Source organism: Streptomyces litchfieldiae (assembly GCF_031845365.1).
Taxonomy (GTDB): domain Bacteria; phylum Actinomycetota; class Actinomycetes; order Streptomycetales; family Streptomycetaceae; genus Streptomyces; species Streptomyces litchfieldiae.
Genome location: NZ_JAVREL010000001.1, coordinates 1 through 14,753, shown reverse-complemented (window position 1 = coordinate 14,753; position 14,753 = coordinate 1). Strand labels below are relative to the sequence as shown.

Annotated in this window: 15 protein-coding genes; 11 read left to right on the top strand and 4 right to left on the bottom strand. The window is 71.2% G+C overall.

Annotation, left to right across the window (positions count from 1 at the left end):
- Window positions 1-258 precede the first annotated feature (258 nt).
- From RM590_RS00075 to RM590_RS00065, 3 genes are all read left to right on the top strand, one after another.
- A complete protein-coding gene (locus RM590_RS00075; protein WP_311702163.1) occupies window positions 259-957 on the top strand; it encodes a class I SAM-dependent methyltransferase in 699 nt (232 codons plus the stop codon).
- A gap of 133 nt (window positions 958-1,090) precedes the next feature.
- Complete coding sequence (locus tag RM590_RS00070) at window positions 1,091-2,560, top strand: outer membrane protein assembly factor BamB family protein (protein ID WP_311702162.1); 1,470 nt, start codon at window positions 1,091-1,093, stop codon at window positions 2,558-2,560.
- 39 nt (window positions 2,561-2,599) lie between these two features.
- Window positions 2,600-3,499 (top strand): hypothetical protein, encoded by a 900-nt coding sequence (locus tag RM590_RS00065; RefSeq protein WP_311702161.1) that lies wholly within the window; start codon window positions 2,600-2,602, stop codon window positions 3,497-3,499.
- Here RM590_RS00065 and RM590_RS00060 read toward each other — a convergent pair.
- Window positions 3,487-3,771, bottom strand: coding sequence for a DUF397 domain-containing protein (locus RM590_RS00060; RefSeq protein WP_311702160.1), 285 nt, complete (start codon window positions 3,769-3,771; stop codon window positions 3,487-3,489). The two genes, RM590_RS00065 and RM590_RS00060, sit on opposite strands and share 13 nt — an antisense overlap.
- 113 nt (window positions 3,772-3,884) lie before the next feature.
- The gene (locus RM590_RS00055; protein WP_311702159.1) at window positions 3,885-4,160 is read right to left on the bottom strand and encodes a hypothetical protein; all 276 of its coding nucleotides are present in this window, start codon (window positions 4,158-4,160) and stop codon (window positions 3,885-3,887) included.
- Between the two features lie 247 nt (window positions 4,161-4,407).
- On the opposite strand from RM590_RS00055, the gene rpsO reads away from it, so the two are divergent.
- The 5 genes from rpsO to RM590_RS00030 all read left to right on the top strand — a co-directional run bounded on the left by rpsO (window position 4,408) and on the right by RM590_RS00030 (window position 9,952).
- On the top strand, window positions 4,408-4,698 hold the full coding sequence (gene rpsO / locus RM590_RS00050) for a 30S ribosomal protein S15 (RefSeq protein ID WP_120698701.1): 291 nt from the start codon (window positions 4,408-4,410) through the stop codon (window positions 4,696-4,698).
- A 282-nt stretch (window positions 4,699-4,980) separates the two neighbouring features.
- Window positions 4,981-7,227, top strand: a complete 2,247-nt coding sequence (locus RM590_RS00045; RefSeq protein ID WP_311702156.1) for a polyribonucleotide nucleotidyltransferase — start codon at window positions 4,981-4,983, stop codon at window positions 7,225-7,227.
- Window positions 7,224-8,594, top strand: a complete 1,371-nt coding sequence (locus RM590_RS00040; protein WP_311702154.1) for a M16 family metallopeptidase — start codon at window positions 7,224-7,226, stop codon at window positions 8,592-8,594. The genes RM590_RS00045 and RM590_RS00040 overlap by 4 nt, the downstream gene beginning before the upstream one ends.
- A 42-nt stretch (window positions 8,595-8,636) precedes the next feature.
- Window positions 8,637-9,392 carry a 4-hydroxy-tetrahydrodipicolinate reductase gene (dapB, locus tag RM590_RS00035; protein ID WP_311702153.1) on the top strand — a complete coding sequence of 252 codons (756 nt, stop codon included), beginning with the start codon at window positions 8,637-8,639 and terminating at the stop codon, window positions 9,390-9,392.
- A gap of 2 nt (window positions 9,393-9,394) precedes the next feature.
- Window positions 9,395-9,952: a tetratricopeptide repeat protein gene (locus tag RM590_RS00030; protein ID WP_311702152.1), complete on the top strand. Its 558-nt coding sequence runs from the start codon at window positions 9,395-9,397 to the stop codon at window positions 9,950-9,952.
- On the opposite strand, the gene RM590_RS00025 is transcribed toward RM590_RS00030, so the two are convergent.
- Together RM590_RS00025 and RM590_RS00020 are read right to left on the bottom strand one after the other, a co-directional pair.
- A complete protein-coding gene (locus tag RM590_RS00025) occupies window positions 9,861-10,406 on the bottom strand; it encodes a hypothetical protein (protein ID WP_311702151.1) in 546 nt (181 codons plus the stop codon). The genes RM590_RS00030 and RM590_RS00025 overlap by 92 nt on opposite strands.
- Before the next feature lie 80 nt (window positions 10,407-10,486).
- Complete coding sequence (locus RM590_RS00020; RefSeq protein WP_311702150.1) at window positions 10,487-10,684, bottom strand: hypothetical protein; 198 nt, start codon at window positions 10,682-10,684, stop codon at window positions 10,487-10,489.
- Between the two features lie 188 nt (window positions 10,685-10,872).
- Here RM590_RS00020 and thyX point away from each other — a divergent pair, with 188 nt between their 5' ends.
- From thyX to RM590_RS00005, 3 genes are all read left to right on the top strand, one after another.
- Entirely contained in the window at window positions 10,873-11,595 is a 723-nt protein-coding gene (thyX, locus tag RM590_RS00015) for an FAD-dependent thymidylate synthase (RefSeq protein ID WP_311702148.1), read from the top strand.
- Window positions 11,596-11,777: 182 nt separating this feature from the next.
- Window positions 11,778-12,677 (top strand): 4-hydroxy-tetrahydrodipicolinate synthase, encoded by a 900-nt coding sequence (gene dapA, locus RM590_RS00010; RefSeq protein ID WP_311702147.1) that lies wholly within the window; start codon window positions 11,778-11,780, stop codon window positions 12,675-12,677.
- A 128-nt stretch (window positions 12,678-12,805) separates the two neighbouring features.
- A complete protein-coding gene (locus RM590_RS00005) occupies window positions 12,806-14,491 on the top strand; it encodes a ribonuclease J (RefSeq protein WP_311702146.1) in 1,686 nt (561 codons plus the stop codon).
- The last annotated feature ends 262 nt before the right edge of the window (window positions 14,492-14,753 follow it).

The following is a 14,753-nucleotide window of genomic DNA, read 5'->3' as shown; positions in this document are numbered from 1 at the left end:
CACCTCGTGGGGCCGCTTATCCGGATGACGGGCCGGATCCCCCGAGCGGTTCCCGCGACATGGGCTCGGGACATTGCCCACGGCACTCCTGCCGCGTCTTCCCTCACCCTAATCGTCCCCGCTGAACTCCCCTAGTCCTCCCCGGGCGGGCCACCGTTCCGGCCACCATGAAACGGGGCAAAGCGGAAGGGAAGGTGAACGGCCCGGGCCCGTCGAAAATGCCGCGCGTTCACCCCGCCGCCGTGGCAGGGTCCCCCCATGTCCGAGACGTGGATGATCGACGAACTCGCCCATGCGGGCCCCGAGCACCTCGACCCCGATTTCGTCGCGGGATTCGACCGCAAACAGGGCTACCCCGACCCCGGCCCCGACATCGACGAACTCCGGGCGCGCGGGCTGGACAAGAGCGCCACCGTGGTTGATCTCGGCGCCGGCACGGGCCGCTTCGCGCTCGCCGCCGCCCGGGCGTTCGGCCGCGTCGTCGCCGTGGACGTCTCGTCGCCCATGACGCGCGTGATCGCCGACCGGGCGGCCGAGGCCGGCCTCGACAACGTCGAGACCGTGCGCGCCGGCTTCCTCAGCTACGCCCACACCGGCCCGCCGGCCGACGCGGTGTCCACCCGCCACGCGCTCCACCAACTGCCCGACTTCTGGAAGACCATCGCCCTGGAGCGCATCGCCGGCGTGCTCCGCCCCGGCGGCGTGCTGCGCCTGCGGGACCTCGTCTACGACTTCCACCCGTCACAGGCGGCCGACGTCTTCGCCGAGTGGCAGGCCGGCGCGGTGACGGACCCGTCGGAGGGCTACACGCGCGAGGACTACGCCGAGCACATCCGCACCGAGCACAGCACCTACCGCTGGCTGCTGGAACCGATGCTGGAGACCGCCGGATTCGAGATCGTCGCCGCGGAGTTCGCCGGGCGCCTGTACGGCGCCTATACCTGCGTCAAGCGCTGAACGCCCGGCCGCGTGCTTATCATCGGCCGCGGCTGGCCCTCGAAGGGAAACGGCGGCGCGCGGCCGGCCAGGTCAACGGCCGTGGTGCGGCGGCTCGTTGAACCGCGGGTGCGCCGATCCTGGGGGAAGAGCCATGGCACAGCCTTCGTTTCCGAACCGGCAGCCGGCCGTTCCGCCGCCCGGCGGCGCGTTCGGCCCACCGGTCCCCGCGGGATCCCTCGCGCCCCCGACGCCGCCGCCCCGGCCGCCCGGCCGGGGCCGGCGCGCGTGGCGGCCGGCCGTTCTCGCCGTGGTCCTCGCCGTCGCCGTCCTGGTGACCGGCGGCGCCCTCCTGCTGCTCGCGGACCGCGGCGGGTCCGGCACGTCCGGCACCGAGGCCGAGGCCGCCGCGGGGGACGCCGCCGGGCCCCGGCTGCCCGCCGAGGTGATCGACGCCGAGATGGCCTGGGCCGGCAACGCCCCGGCCGGGGACGGCCAATCGATCGAGGCCCGGGGCCTGTGGTACCAGGACGGCCTCGTCGTCAAGCACATGGGCGACGCCATCACCGCCTTCGCCGCGGCCACCGGCGACGAGGCGTGGACCTTCCCGCTGGCGCCCGGCGAGTTCGGCTGCCGGGCCTCGGTGACCGCCGACGCCGGCCGCATCGCCCTCCACCAGGGTTTCCACTGCGAGATCCTGACGGTCCTCGACATCGTCACGGGCGAGGAGGTCATGTCGCTGGAGATGACCTCCCACCCGCCGCCCAGCCAGTTCGACGTGCCGGCGATCCTCGGCGACACCGTCGCCGTCGGCTATGGCACGGGCACCGGCGGCGCCGGCTACAGCATCAGCCAGGAGCAGCAGATCTGGCGCACCGAGCCCGGCGAGACCTGCCCGGAGACGGGCTACGCGGTGTGGGACGACATGTTCGTCTCCGTCGTCTCCTGCGCCCAGGGGGCGGGGGACCGCGGCGGGGTGCGCGCGACCACCGAGAGCGGCCGGGAGTTGTGGCGCTGGCGCGTCGAGGAGGGCGAGGCGTTCGCCGTGCTCGGCGTCCTCTCCGTCGAACCGCTCGTGGTGTACGGCCAGTACGGCCAGGGATACGGCGGCGGCGACGTCGCGTTCCTGGTCGTCGACGACGCGCGGGAGTCGGTCGCCACCGAGATCGCCTGGGACGACGACCGTCACGGCGCGCCCTGCTCCCGGGGCGATCTGTCCGGATGCCCGCTCGCCCTGGTCGAGGGCGACCGGCTGTACGCGGTGGACAGCCTGATCGGCAACTCGATCCGCGTCCACGACCTCACCGCGGGCCACGCCCTGTACGAGATCACCCCCGAGCACGGCGGCATCGTCACGCTGGCCGGCTCCGTGGACGGCGAGGTCCTCCTCTACGAGGGGCCCGAGGGCGGCAGCGGAGTCGTGCGGGCGCTGGATCCCGCCACGGAGGAGACGAGAGACGTGATGCGGCTCAACCAGCGCGCGGAGGAACGGGGGATCATGACCGACGCCCTCTCCCGCACCTACTGGCGCACGGTCTGGGTCGCCCCCGAGAACGCCCTGCTCCTCGAACTGCTTTCACGCGCCGGCACCGGGGAGGAGTCGCTCCTCATCGCCTACCGCTGATCCGCCATTCCGCCTCATCAATACCGTCGAGGAACGCACATGTCCGACCGCCAGGACCCGGCAGCGGGCCCGCCGCCGCCCGCGCCGGGGACCAACCCCTATCTGACGCCCGGCTACCGGCAGCCCGATCCCTACCCGCCCGCGCCCGTCGCCCGCCGGGGCCGTGCCGCGCTCGCGGCGCTGGTCGCCCTGGCCGTGCTCGGCACCGCCGCGATCCTCGGGGTGTCCCTGCTGAACGGCCGGGACGTCGAAGGCGAGCCGCCGGCGGTCGGCGACGACGACCCGGCCCAACCCGGCGAAGTCGTCTACGAGTTCGGCCGCGAGCCGGACGACCCCCGGGCGCCCGTGCCCGAGGAGTGGGAGCCGGTCGTCGCCGACGACTGGCAGGTCGTGGTCAGCTCCGGCCGCGACCTCGCCTTCGACGTCCCGCCCGACTGGCTGGTGACCGCCGAGGGCGAGCCGCTGTGGATCGACAACGAGGTCGACGAGAACGCCGAGCGCCCGGCCTTCAGCCTGGAGAGCGGCGCCGTGCTGGAGTGGGCGGAGTGCGACACGGGCGGGGTCCACGGCTTCGCCGGCACCCGCGGCGCCCAGGGCACCACCGGCACCGAGGAGGGCGCGGACCTCACGGCCCGCCTCGCCGCCTGGGCCGCGTTCTACCAGGAGGAGGAGGGCACGACGGACTTCCGGGAGCCGGAGCCCTACCGGAACGACCACGGCATCACCGGGCACATCGCGTACGCCACGGTCGAGGACATCCCCGACGACCCGGAGGACTCCTGCGACATCCGGGCGGGTCTGAGTGTCGCCGTCTCCTACCTCGACGCCGACGACGACCTGTCCGCCTGGTCGTTGATCATCGACCGCGGATACGAGGGAGAGGTCTCCCAGGAGACCGTCGACCTGATCGTCGGGAGCCTGCGCCCCTACGACGGCTGAGGACCCGGCTCCGTGATGTCGAACTCGCCGTCGCGCGCCCCGAGGACGAACGCCTCCCACTCGGCCGCGGTGAAACGCAGCACCGTCGCGGGATCCTTCGAGTTCCGCATGCCCACGCCGCCCCCGGGCAGGTGCGCGATCTCCACCTTCTCATCCTGCGGCCCGTCCGGCGCGCTCAGCCACTCCACGCCCGAGATGTCCAGCGCGTACAGCTCGTTCTTCTCGCGCTCCTTGCGCGCGGCGATCTCTTCCGGAGTCTCGGTCGATGCCATCGGTCCGGCCCTCCCCATCTGGTCGGCGACAACGGATGCCTGTGCCCGCGATCGTAACGCAGCGCACCGACACCGGTACCGGTCGCGAGGAACGGCCCCGCCGGGCCGGGCGGTCAGCGGCTGCGCAGCCACCAGTCGGCGCCCAGCAGCAGCACGAAGCCGGCCACCAGTACCGCCATGCCGAGCCGGGTCCGGCCGCGCCGGCTCATCTCGATGACGGCGCCGGACAGAATGAACGCCGCGCCGTACAGACCTATGGACCGCAAGGAGGAGCCGTCGCCGAGCTGGATGACGAGCACGACGGCCATCGCGACCATCGCCACCGCCGCGATGCCCATCCGGAGCCGGCGGGCCTGGCGCGGGGTGAGTCCCTGCTGTGTCGAAGTCACGGCAGCAGCATAAGCGTTCGGCGTTCGGCGGGTTCGGGCGTTCGCCGGTATGCTCGTGGCCGGACGCCACCCGATGTGCTCGCGCCGCCATCCTGCTGTAGCCTGCTTAGCGGCCGTTTGCGTACGCGCCCCCGGATTCTTCTGGAGGAAGCGCTCAGCGGACCCCGCCTCCCGAGTTCCGGAAGCTCCCCTGCGGATCAGCCCAGGGGCACTCGGTGGCTACATCGGATAGCGCCAAGGAGTACGTGTGTCGTCGCTCGACGCCGCCACCAAGCAGAAGATCATCGCCGAGTTCGCCACCAAGGAAGGCGACACCGGCTCCCCCGAGGTTCAGGTGGCTCTGTTGTCCCGCCGCATCTCGGACCTGACCGAGCACCTCAAGACCCACAAGCACGACCACCACTCCCGCCGGGGCCTGCTGCTCCTGGTGGGCCAGCGCCGCCGCCTGCTGCAGTACCTGGCGCGCAAGGACATCCAGCGCTTCCGGACCCTGGTGGAGCGCCTCGGCATCCGCCGCGGCGCGGCGGGCGCCAGGTAACACGCCCAGGAGGGAGCGGCCACCGCCGGCGGGGCCGCTCCCTTCGCCGTATCCGGTCCGTCACGGACGGAAACCGAGCCGGGGACCGCTCGCCTTTGTAGGCTTGTTCCACGGCACAACCGAGAACGACGTATGTACGAGGCGGAGCGCCTTCTCACCGTCGCCGGTCCTCGGTAGTGGCCTCCGGGCTGACCTCCCGGGAGCTTCGATCGATGGCCGGCCCGTCTGGAGGTGCTCCACCGCCCCGCCGCCGGCGGGGCGCAGAAGAGGAGAATTTCCAAGGTGGAGAACGAGACCCACTACGCCGAGGCCGTGATCGACAACGGCACCTTCGGCACCCGCACCATCCGGTTCGAGACCGGCCGGCTCGCCCGGCAGGCCGCCGGATCGGCGGTGGCGTACCTGGACGACGACACGATGGTGCTGTCGGCCACGACCGCCTCGAAGAACCCGAAGGACCAGCTCGACTTCTTCCCGCTCACCGTCGATGTCGAGGAGCGGATGTACGCGGCCGGGAAGATCCCCGGCTCCTTCTTCCGGCGCGAGGGCCGTCCCTCCGAGGACGCCATCCTCACCTGCCGGCTGATCGACCGCCCGCTGCGCCCCTCGTTCAAGAAGGGCCTGCGCAACGAGATCCAGATCGTCGAGACGGTCATGGCCCTCAACCCCGACCACCTCTACGACGTGGTCGCGATCAACGCCGCCTCCTGCTCCACCCAGCTCGCCGGGCTGCCCTTCTCGGGCCCCATCGGCGGCACCCGCGTGGCCCTCATCCGCGGCCAGTGGGTGGCGTTCCCTACCCACACCGAGCTGGAGGAGGCCGTGTTCGACATGGTCGTCGCCGGCCGGGTCCTGCCGGACGGCGATGTCGCGATCATGATGGTCGAGGCCGAGGCCACGGAGAAGACGATCGAGCTCGTCAAGGGCGGCGCGCAGGCGCCGACCGAGGAGGTCGTCGCCGCCGGCCTGGAGGCCGCCAAGCCGTTCATCAAGGTGCTCTGCAAGGCCCAGGCCGACCTCGCCGCCAAGGCCGCCAAGCCGACCGGCGAGTTCCCCGTCTTCCTCGACTTCCAGGACGACGTGCTGGAGGCCCTGTCCGCGGCCGTCCGCGACGAGCTGGCCCAGGCGCTGACCATCGCCGGCAAGCAGGAGCGCGAGGCCGAGCTGGACCGCGTCAAGACGGTGGCCGCCGAGAAGCTGCTGCCGCAGTTCGAGGGGCGCGAGAAGGAGATCTCCGCCGCCTACCGCGCGCTCACCAAGCAGCTCGTGCGCGAGCGCGTCATCCGCGACAAGGTTCGCATCGACGGCCGCGGCGTCACCGACATCCGCACCCTGGCCGCCGAGGTCGAGGCGATCCCGCGGGTCCACGGCTCGGCGCTGTTCGAGCGCGGCGAGACCCAGATCCTGGGCGTCACCACGCTGAACATGCTTCGCATGGAGCAGCAGCTCGACACCCTCTCCCCGGTGACCCGCAAGCGCTACATGCACAACTACAACTTCCCGCCCTACTCCACCGGTGAGACCGGTCGCGTGGGCTCCCCCAAGCGCCGCGAGATCGGCCACGGCGCGCTCGCCGAGCGGGCCCTGGTGCCGGTGCTGCCGACCCGCGAGGAGTTCCCCTACGCGATCCGGCAGGTCTCCGAGGCGCTCGGCTCCAACGGGTCCACCTCGATGGGCTCGGTCTGCGCCTCCACCATGTCCCTGCTGAACGCCGGTGTGCCGCTGAAAGCCCCGGTCGCCGGCATCGCCATGGGCCTGATCTCCCAGGAGATCGAGGGCGAGACCCACTACGTCACCCTCACCGACATCCTCGGCGCGGAGGACGCCTACGGCGACATGGACTTCAAGGTCGCCGGCACCCGGCAGTTCGTGACCGCCCTCCAGCTCGACACGAAGCTGGACGGCATCCCGGCCTCGGTGCTCGCCGCCGCCCTGAAGCAGGCGCGGGACGCCCGGCTGCACATCCTCGACGTGATGAGCGAGGCCATCGACGTTCCCGACGAGATGTCGCCGAACGCGCCGCGCATCATCACCGTCAAGATCCCGGTGGACAAGATCGGCGAGGTCATCGGCCCCAAGGGCAAGATGATCAACCAGATCCAGGAGGACACCGGCGCCGACATCACCATCGAGGACGACGGCACCATCTACATCGGCGCCGCCGACGGCCCGTCCGCCGAGGCCGCCCGCACCACGATCAACGGCATCGCCAACCCGACGATGCCCGAGGTCGGCGAGCGGTACCTGGGCACGGTGGTGAAGACCACGACCTTCGGCGCCTTCGTCTCCCTGCTCCCCGGCAAGGACGGCCTGCTGCACATCTCGCAGATCCGCAAGCTCGCCGGCGGCAAGCGCGTGGAGAACGTGGACGACGTGCTCGGCGTCGGCCAGAAGGTCCAGGTCGAGATCGCGGAGATCGACCAGCGCGGGAAGCTGTCGCTGATCCCCGTCCTGGACGAGGAGGAGGCCGCCGAGGCCCCCGCCGCCGAGGGCGGCACCGAAGCAGGGAAGGACGCCGTCGAGAAGTGACGCGTACCACCCGCACGACGGCCCGCCCCACCGCACCGGTGGGGCGGGCCGTGCCCCGTCCGCGCCGCGCGGACGCCGGGCCGGGCACCGTGCACAAGACCGTTCTCCCGGGCGGGCTGCGGATCATCACCGAAACGGTGCCGTTCGTCCGTTCCGCCACCTTCGGCATCTGGGCCCGGGTCGGCTCGCGCGACGAGACCCCGGCCCTCAACGGCGCCACCCACTACCTGGAGCACCTGCTCTTCAAGGGCACCAGGCGGCGCAGCGCCCTGGACATCTCCTCCGCCGTCGACGCGGTCGGCGGCGAGATGAACGCCTTCACCACGAAGGAGTTCACCTGCTACTACGCGCGGGTCCTGGACACCGACCTGCCGCTGGCCATCGACATCGTCTGCGACATGCTCACGGGCTCGCTGATCGCCGCCGAGGAGGTCGACGCCGAGCGCGGCGTGATCCTCGAGGAGATCGCGATGACGGAGGACGACCCCAGCGACGGCGTCCACGACCTCTTCGCGCACACGCTGCTGGGCGACAGCCCGCTGGGCCGCCCGGTGCTCGGTACGGTGGAGACGGTCAACGCGCTGACCCGCGACCGCATCGCCCGTTTCTACCGGCGGCACTACGACCCGACGAGGCTCGTCGTCACCGCCGCGGGGAACGTCGACCACGCCGCCGTCGTCGCACAGGTCACGGCCGCGTTCGAGAGCGCCGGGGCCCTGTCCGGCGAGAGCGCGGAACCGGTGGGTCCCCGCACGGGCCGGCGGGGGATCAAGACGGCCGGCCGCGTCGACGTGCAGGAACGCCCCACCGAGCAGGCGCACGTCGTACTCGGCATGCCCGGCGTCTCCCGCCACGACGACCGCCGCTGGGCGCTCGGCGTGCTGTCCACGGCGCTGGGCGGCGGCATGAGCTCCCGGCTGTTCCAGGAGGTCCGCGAGAAGCGCGGCCTGGCGTACAACATCTACACGCACACCTCCGGCTACGCGGACTGCGGCATCTTCGGCGTCTACGCCGGCTGCCGCCCCGACCGGCTGGACGACGTGCTGAAGATCTGCCGCGAGCAGCTCGCCGACGCCGCCGAGCACGGCATCAGCGACGACGAGACGCGCCGCGCCATCGGCCAGCTCGCCGGGTCCACCGTCCTGGGCCTGGAGGACACCGGTTCCCTGATGCACCGGCTGGGCAAGAGCGAGGTGTGCTGGGGCCGGCAGATGTCGGTGGACGAGATGCTGGAGCGCTTCGCCGCGGTCACCCCGGACGACGTCCGGCAGGTCGCCCGCGAGGTGCTGGGCCACCGGCCCTCGCTGTCCGTCATCGGCCCGCTCAACGACCGGCAGGCCGCGCGTCTGCCCGCCGCCGTGGCCTGACACAAGAGATCCCGGAGAACGGGAAGTACGGGAGTTCATCGCATGAGCAAGCTGCGCGTGGCCGTCATCGGAGCCCGCGGACGCATGGGGTCCGAGGCGGTCCGGGCCGTGGACGCCGCCGAGGACATGGAACTGGTCGCGGCGCTCGGCCGGGGCGACAAGCTGGAGACGCTCACCGAGACCGGCGCCCAGGTCGCCGTCGAGCTGACCCACCCGGACGCGGTCCTGGCCAACCTGGAGTTCTGCGTCCGCAACGGCATCCACGCCGTCGTCGGCACCACGGGCTGGACCGAGGAGCGGCTCGCCACCCTGCGCGACTGGCTGGAGTCCGCGCCCGGCACCGGCGTGCTCATCGCCCCGAACTTCGGCATCGGCGCCGTCCTCACGATGCGCTTCGCCCAGCAGGCGGCACGTTTCTTCGAATCCGTCGAGATCGTCGAGCTGCACCACCCCAACAAGGCCGACGCCCCCAGCGGCACGGCCGCGCGCACCGCCCAGCTCATCGGCGACGCCCGGCACGCCGCCGGGCTGGGCCCGCAGCCGGACGCCACCAGCTCCGCGCTGGAGGGCGCCCGGGGTGCGGACGTGGCCGGGGTGCCGGTGCACTCCGTGCGGCTCCGGGGCCTGGTCGCGCACCAGGAGGTGCTCTTCGGCGACGAGGGCGAGATTTTCACCATCCGCCACGACTCGATGAACCGCGGCTCGTTCATGCCCGGCGTGCTGCTCGGCGTGCGGCGCGTCGGCGGCGCCCCCGGGCTCACCTTCGGGCTGGAGCACTTCATGGACCTGGACGGCTAGCCGTGCGCGACCGGATCGTCTACCTGGTGCTGTGCGCCGTCCTGCTCGTCTACTTCGGGCTGGTCGGCCACCGGGGCGTGGTGCTGATCGCGGACGGCTCCTGGGTGGCCGTTTCGCTGGGCGTGGCCGTGCTGGTGCTGCCGGTGCTGGGTGCCTGGTTCCTGTGGCGCAGCCTGCGGTTCGTGCTGAACGCCAACCGGCTGGCCCGCGAACTGGACGCCGAGGGCGGGCTCCCGGTGGATAATCTCGCGCGCACGCCGAGCGGCCGGATCGACCAGGCGGCCGCCGACGCCGTCTTCGCCGCCCGGCGGGCGGAGACCGAGGCCCACCCGGAGGACTGGCGCTGCTGGTTCCGGCTGGCCGTCGCGTACCACGACGCGCGGGACACGCCCCGCGCCCGCAAGGCGATGGAGCACGCGATCGCCCTGCACGCGGGACGCCGCCCCGCGCCGGCCACCGGTCCGGGCCCTAACGCCGCTCGGCGGCCCACGCCTCCAGCACGTCCGCCGCCCGGTCGAACGCCTCGGGCCGGGCCAGGAAGTCCGCGCTGTGGTCGGTGAGCAGCGTGCGCAGCGCCTCGCCGCGGCGGCGTTCGATGTGCACCGCCTGGCCCTGCACGCTGCGCGGCAGGCCGAGCCACTTCACGGGCTGCTGGACGGTGCAGACGCGCGCGATGTCCCGCCAGCGCAGCGTCTGGGTGCGCAGCAGGCCCACCCGCCGCAGGCCGCGGGGGCTGACCCAGATCCCGATGCGCAGCAGGCGCAGGGCGAACGCGATCGCCAGGACCGCCGCCACCGCCGTGGCACCGGCGCCCGTGGGAGAACCGGCGAGGATGATGATCACGCCCGAGATCAGCAGATAGGCGGCGACCAGGAGCGTCACCGCGGCCACGGCCACCCGCCAGGGGCCGGGGCGGTAGGGGCGGCGCCAGTAGTCCTGTTCGGTGTGCGGCAGGGGGATCTCCGACGGAGCACCGGCGGAGTCGTGGTCGGCCGCGAGGAAAGTCAGGGGCACGGCTGGTCCTCGTTCGTATTCACAGACGGCATCACGCGGACGCGGGGGGACGATGCTGTGAACGGTGAGGCTACCGCGCCTCAGCGGTCCTGAGCCGCCTCGGGTGCGTCGGGAGTCGTCCGGTGTTCCACATCGAGGGCGGGGCGGGCCAGCAGCAGGGCGCCTATCAGCCCGGATATCACGACAAGGCCGACGAGCGCCCCGCCGATCATGCCGCGGAGGGAGGGCCGCGAACGGGGCGCGGTCACGTTGCTGCGGAAGTCGTCGCGAGAGGTCATGACGGGCGCCCCTTCCCTTGGCCGGTTCCCCTGAATGGACCAATAACAAAGTTATCAGGTGAACAATCCGACTCCGGACGCGGGGTCCGTTTTGCCCGTCCGGCGGCGCCCCGTCGGTCCTGTCGGTGGCGGCGCTTAGGGTGGGTTCCGCTTCGTCCACCGCCCGTGCGACCGGAAGGACCTCCCCGGTGACCGAGACCCCCAGCTTCCGCAGCGACATCTCCGTCGAGTTGGTCAAGCACAGCGCCGCGGACACGGACGTGCTGTGGGCGGCCCGGGTCTCCACGGCGGGGGAGCAGTCCCTGGCGGAGATCGACAAGGACCCCGAGCGCTCCAAGGGGCTGATCAACTACCTGATGCGGGACCGGCACGGCAGCCCCTTTGAGCACAACTCGATGACGTTCCTGATCGGCGCCCCGATCTTCGTCTTCCGGGAGTTCCACCGGCACCGGGTCGGCTGGTCGTACAACGAGGAGAGCGGGCGGTACCGGCAGCTCGATCCGGTGTTCTACGTGCCGGGGCAGGACCGCAGGCTCGTCCAGCGCGGCCGGCCGGGGAAGTACGAGTTCGTGCCCGGGACCGCCGAGCAGCACGCGCTGACCGGGAAGGTCATGGAGGACGCCTACCGGCAGTCCTACGCGGCCTACCAGGAGCTGCTGGCGGCCGGCGTGGCCCGCGAGGTGGCCCGGGCCGTGCTCCCCGTCGGCCTCTTCTCGTCGATGTACGCCACGTGCAATGCCCGTTCCCTCATGCACTTCCTCGGGCTGCGCACCCAGGACGAGCGGGCCAGGGTCCCCAGCTTCCCGCAGCGGGAGATCGAGATGGTGGGGCAGCGGATGGAGGAGGAGTGGGCGCGGCTGATGCCGCTGACACACGCCGCGTTCAACGCGAACGGCCGTGTCGCTCCCTAGGAATTGCGCGGGGCCGCCCCCAGGGCGACCGAAGTGTCCGTATTGCGACATTTCGGGAAGTTCATTTAGGGTGAATGAACGGACCCGGCGCTGTCTGAACCCCCGAGCAGGCAGTGCCGGGATCCACCGGTTGCCCGCCCCGATGGGCCCGGGCACGCTGAGCTGCGAGTAGCGTGGAACCTATGGCTCCGACCTCCACACCGCAGACCCCCTTCGGCCGGGTCCTGACCGCCATGGTCACGCCATTCAGCGCGGATGGCTCACTCGACGTCGACGGCGCCCAGCGCCTCGCCGCCCACCTGGTGGACGCCGGCAACGACGGCCTGATCGTCAACGGCACCACCGGTGAGTCCCCGACCACCAGCGATGTGGAGAAAACACGGCTCATCCGCGCCGTCGTGGAGGCCGTCGGCGACCGGGCCCACGTCGTGGCGGGCGTCGGCACCAACGACACCCGGCACAGCCTGGAGCTGGCCCGCGCCGCCGAGGAGGCCGGCGCCCACGGTCTGCTGACCGTCACCCCGTACTACAACAAGCCGCCCCAGGAAGGGCTCCGCCAGCACTTCACGGCGATCGCGGACGCCACCGGCCTGCCCGTCATGCTCTACGACATCCCGGGCCGCAGCGGCGTTCCGATCACCACGGAGACGATGGTCCGGCTGGCCGAGCACCCCCGGATCGTCGCCAACAAGGACGCCAAGGGCGACCTCGGCCGCGCGAGCTGGGCCATCGCCACCACCGGACTCGCCTGGTATTCCGGCGACGACATGCTCAACCTGCCCCTGCTGTCCGTGGGCGCCGTGGGCTTCGTCTCCGTCGTCGGGCACGTCGTGACGCCCGAGCTGCGCGCGCTCGTGGACGCGTACACGAGCGGGGACGTTGCCAAGGCGGCCGAAATCCACCAGAAGCTGCTGCCCGTCTTCACCGGGATGTTCCGCACCCAGGGCGTGATCACCTCCAAGGCGGCGCTGGGATTCCAGGGCCTGCCGGGCGGTCCGCTCCGCCTCCCGCTCGTCGGCCTCACCGCGGAGGAGACGGATCAGCTCAAGCGCGATCTCGCCGCCGGCGGGGTACAAATCTAAGAACAAAGGACGTTACCGAAAGCGCGATCTCTGCGCCGAAGGTGATAACTGAATACCGACCAATGCACACAGTCACGCGCGCCATGTGTCCGAATCCGGCACGTGGCGCGCGTGGTCAGGAGAGTCTCTTGAGTCATCCGCACCCAGAACTCGGCCCACCGCCGAAGCTTCCCGAGGGTGGCCTACGCGTTACCCCGCTCGGCGGCCTGGGCGAGATCGGCCGCAACATGACCGTCTTCGAATACGGCGGTCGACTGCTCGTCGTCGACTGCGGCGTGCTGTTTCCCGAGCAGGAGCAGCCCGGAATCGATCTGATTCTGCCCGATTTCAGTTCCATCAAGGAACGCCTCGACGACGTCGAAGGCATCGTGCTCACCCATGGCCACGAGGACCACATCGGCGGTGTCCCCTATCTCCTCCGCGAGAAGCCCGACATTCCGCTGATCGGCTCGAAGCTGACGCTCGCCCTCCTCGAGGCCAAGCTCCAGGAACACCGCATCCGGCCCTACACGCTGGAGGTGCGGGAGGGCCACCGCGAGCGGATCGGCCCCTTCGAGTGCGAATTCGTCGCGGTCAACCACTCCATCCCGGACGCGCTCGCCGTCGCCATCCGCACCCCGGCCGGCATGGCCGTGCACACCGGCGACTTCAAGATGGACCAGCTCCCGCTGGACGGCCGCCTCACCGACCTGCGGGCCTTCGCCCGGCTCGGCGAGGAGGGCATCGACCTGCTGCTGTCCGACTCGACCAACGCCGAGGTGCCCGGGTTCGTGGCCCCCGAGCGGGAGATCTCGGGCGTCCTGCGCCAGGTCTTCGCGCGCGCCGAGAAGCGCATCATCGTGGCGAGCTTCGCCAGCCACGTGCACCGCATCCAGCAGATCGTCGACGCCGCCTACGAACACGGCCGCCGGATCGCCTTCGTGGGCCGTTCCATGGTGCGGAACATGGGCATCGCCCGGGACCTGGGCTATCTGCGCGTCCCGCCCGGCCTGGTGGTGGACGTGAAGACGCTGGACGACCTGCCGGACCGCGAGGTGGTCCTCGTCTGCACGGGCTCCCAGGGCGAACCGATGGCCGCCCTCTCCCGGATGGCCAACCGCGACCACCAGATCCGCATCGTCGAGGGCGACACGGTGATCCTGGCGTCCTCGCTGATCCCCGGCAACGAGAACGCGGTCTACCGCGTGATCAACGGCCTGACCCGCTGGGGTGCCAACGTCGTCCACAAGGGCAACGCCAAGGTGCACGTCTCCGGACACGCCTCGGCCGGCGAGCTGCTGTACTTCTACAACATCTGCCAGCCGAAGAACCTGATGCCGGTGCACGGCGAGTGGCGCCACCTGCGCGCCAACGCGGAGCTCGGCGCCGCGACCGGGGTGCCCGCGGAGCGGATCGTCATCGCCGAGGACGGCGTGGTGGTCGATCTGGTCGGCGGCAAGGCGAAGATCGTGGGCAAGGTCCAGGCCGGCTATGTGTACGTGGACGGCCTGTCGGTCGGCGATGTCACCGAGTCCAGCCTGAAGGACCGCCGGATCCTCGGCGAGGAGGGCTTCATCTCGGTGTTCGTCGTGGTGGACAGCAGCACGGGCAAGATCGTCAGCGGCCCGAGCATCCACTCGCGCGGCTCCGGCATCGAGGACTCCGAGTTCGCGGCCGTCATCCCGAAGATCGACGAGGCCCTGGCGCGCTCCGCCCAGGACGGCGTGGTTGAGCCCCACCAACTCCAGCAGCTCGTACGGCGAACGGTGGGCAAGTGGGTCTCCGACACCTACCGCCGCAGGCCGATGATCATGCCGGTCGTCATGGACGTCTGACCGTCATCTGCCCGCGGGGCGCCAGGATTTGCATCCTGGCGCCCCGCTCCAGTAGGTTTACGACACCGCCGCAAGGGGAAGCCGGGAAGGCTCAACATCCCGGCCTCGTCGAGCGGCACGAGCAGGCGCACACGGAGCGTCCGTTCCTTGAGAACTCAACAGCGTGCCAAAAGTCAACGCCAGATTTTTTTGGTAACTATTCAGCGAGGAACATCTCGTGTGGATGGTTTCCTGTTTGGAAGCATTCACGGAGAGTTTGATC

Excerpts from the sequence above, each read along its gene's own strand:
- dapB (WP_311702153.1), top strand. The coding sequence starts at position 8,637 with ATGAGCAAGCTGCGCGTGGCCGTCATCGGAGCCCGCGGACGCATGGGG.
- RM590_RS00075 (WP_311702163.1), top strand. The coding sequence starts at position 259 with ATGTCCGAGACGTGGATGATCGACGAACTCGCCCATGCGGGCCCCGAG.
- dapA (WP_311702147.1), top strand. The coding sequence starts at position 11,778 with ATGGCTCCGACCTCCACACCGCAGACCCCCTTCGGCCGGGTCCTGACC.
- RM590_RS00020 (WP_311702150.1), bottom strand. The coding sequence starts at position 10,684 with ATGACCTCTCGCGACGACTTCCGCAGCAACGTGACCGCGCCCCGTTCG.
- RM590_RS00060 (WP_311702160.1), bottom strand. The coding sequence starts at position 3,771 with ATGGCATCGACCGAGACTCCGGAAGAGATCGCCGCGCGCAAGGAGCGC.
- RM590_RS00065 (WP_311702161.1), top strand. The coding sequence starts at position 2,600 with ATGTCCGACCGCCAGGACCCGGCAGCGGGCCCGCCGCCGCCCGCGCCG.
- RM590_RS00070 (WP_311702162.1), top strand. The coding sequence starts at position 1,091 with ATGGCACAGCCTTCGTTTCCGAACCGGCAGCCGGCCGTTCCGCCGCCC.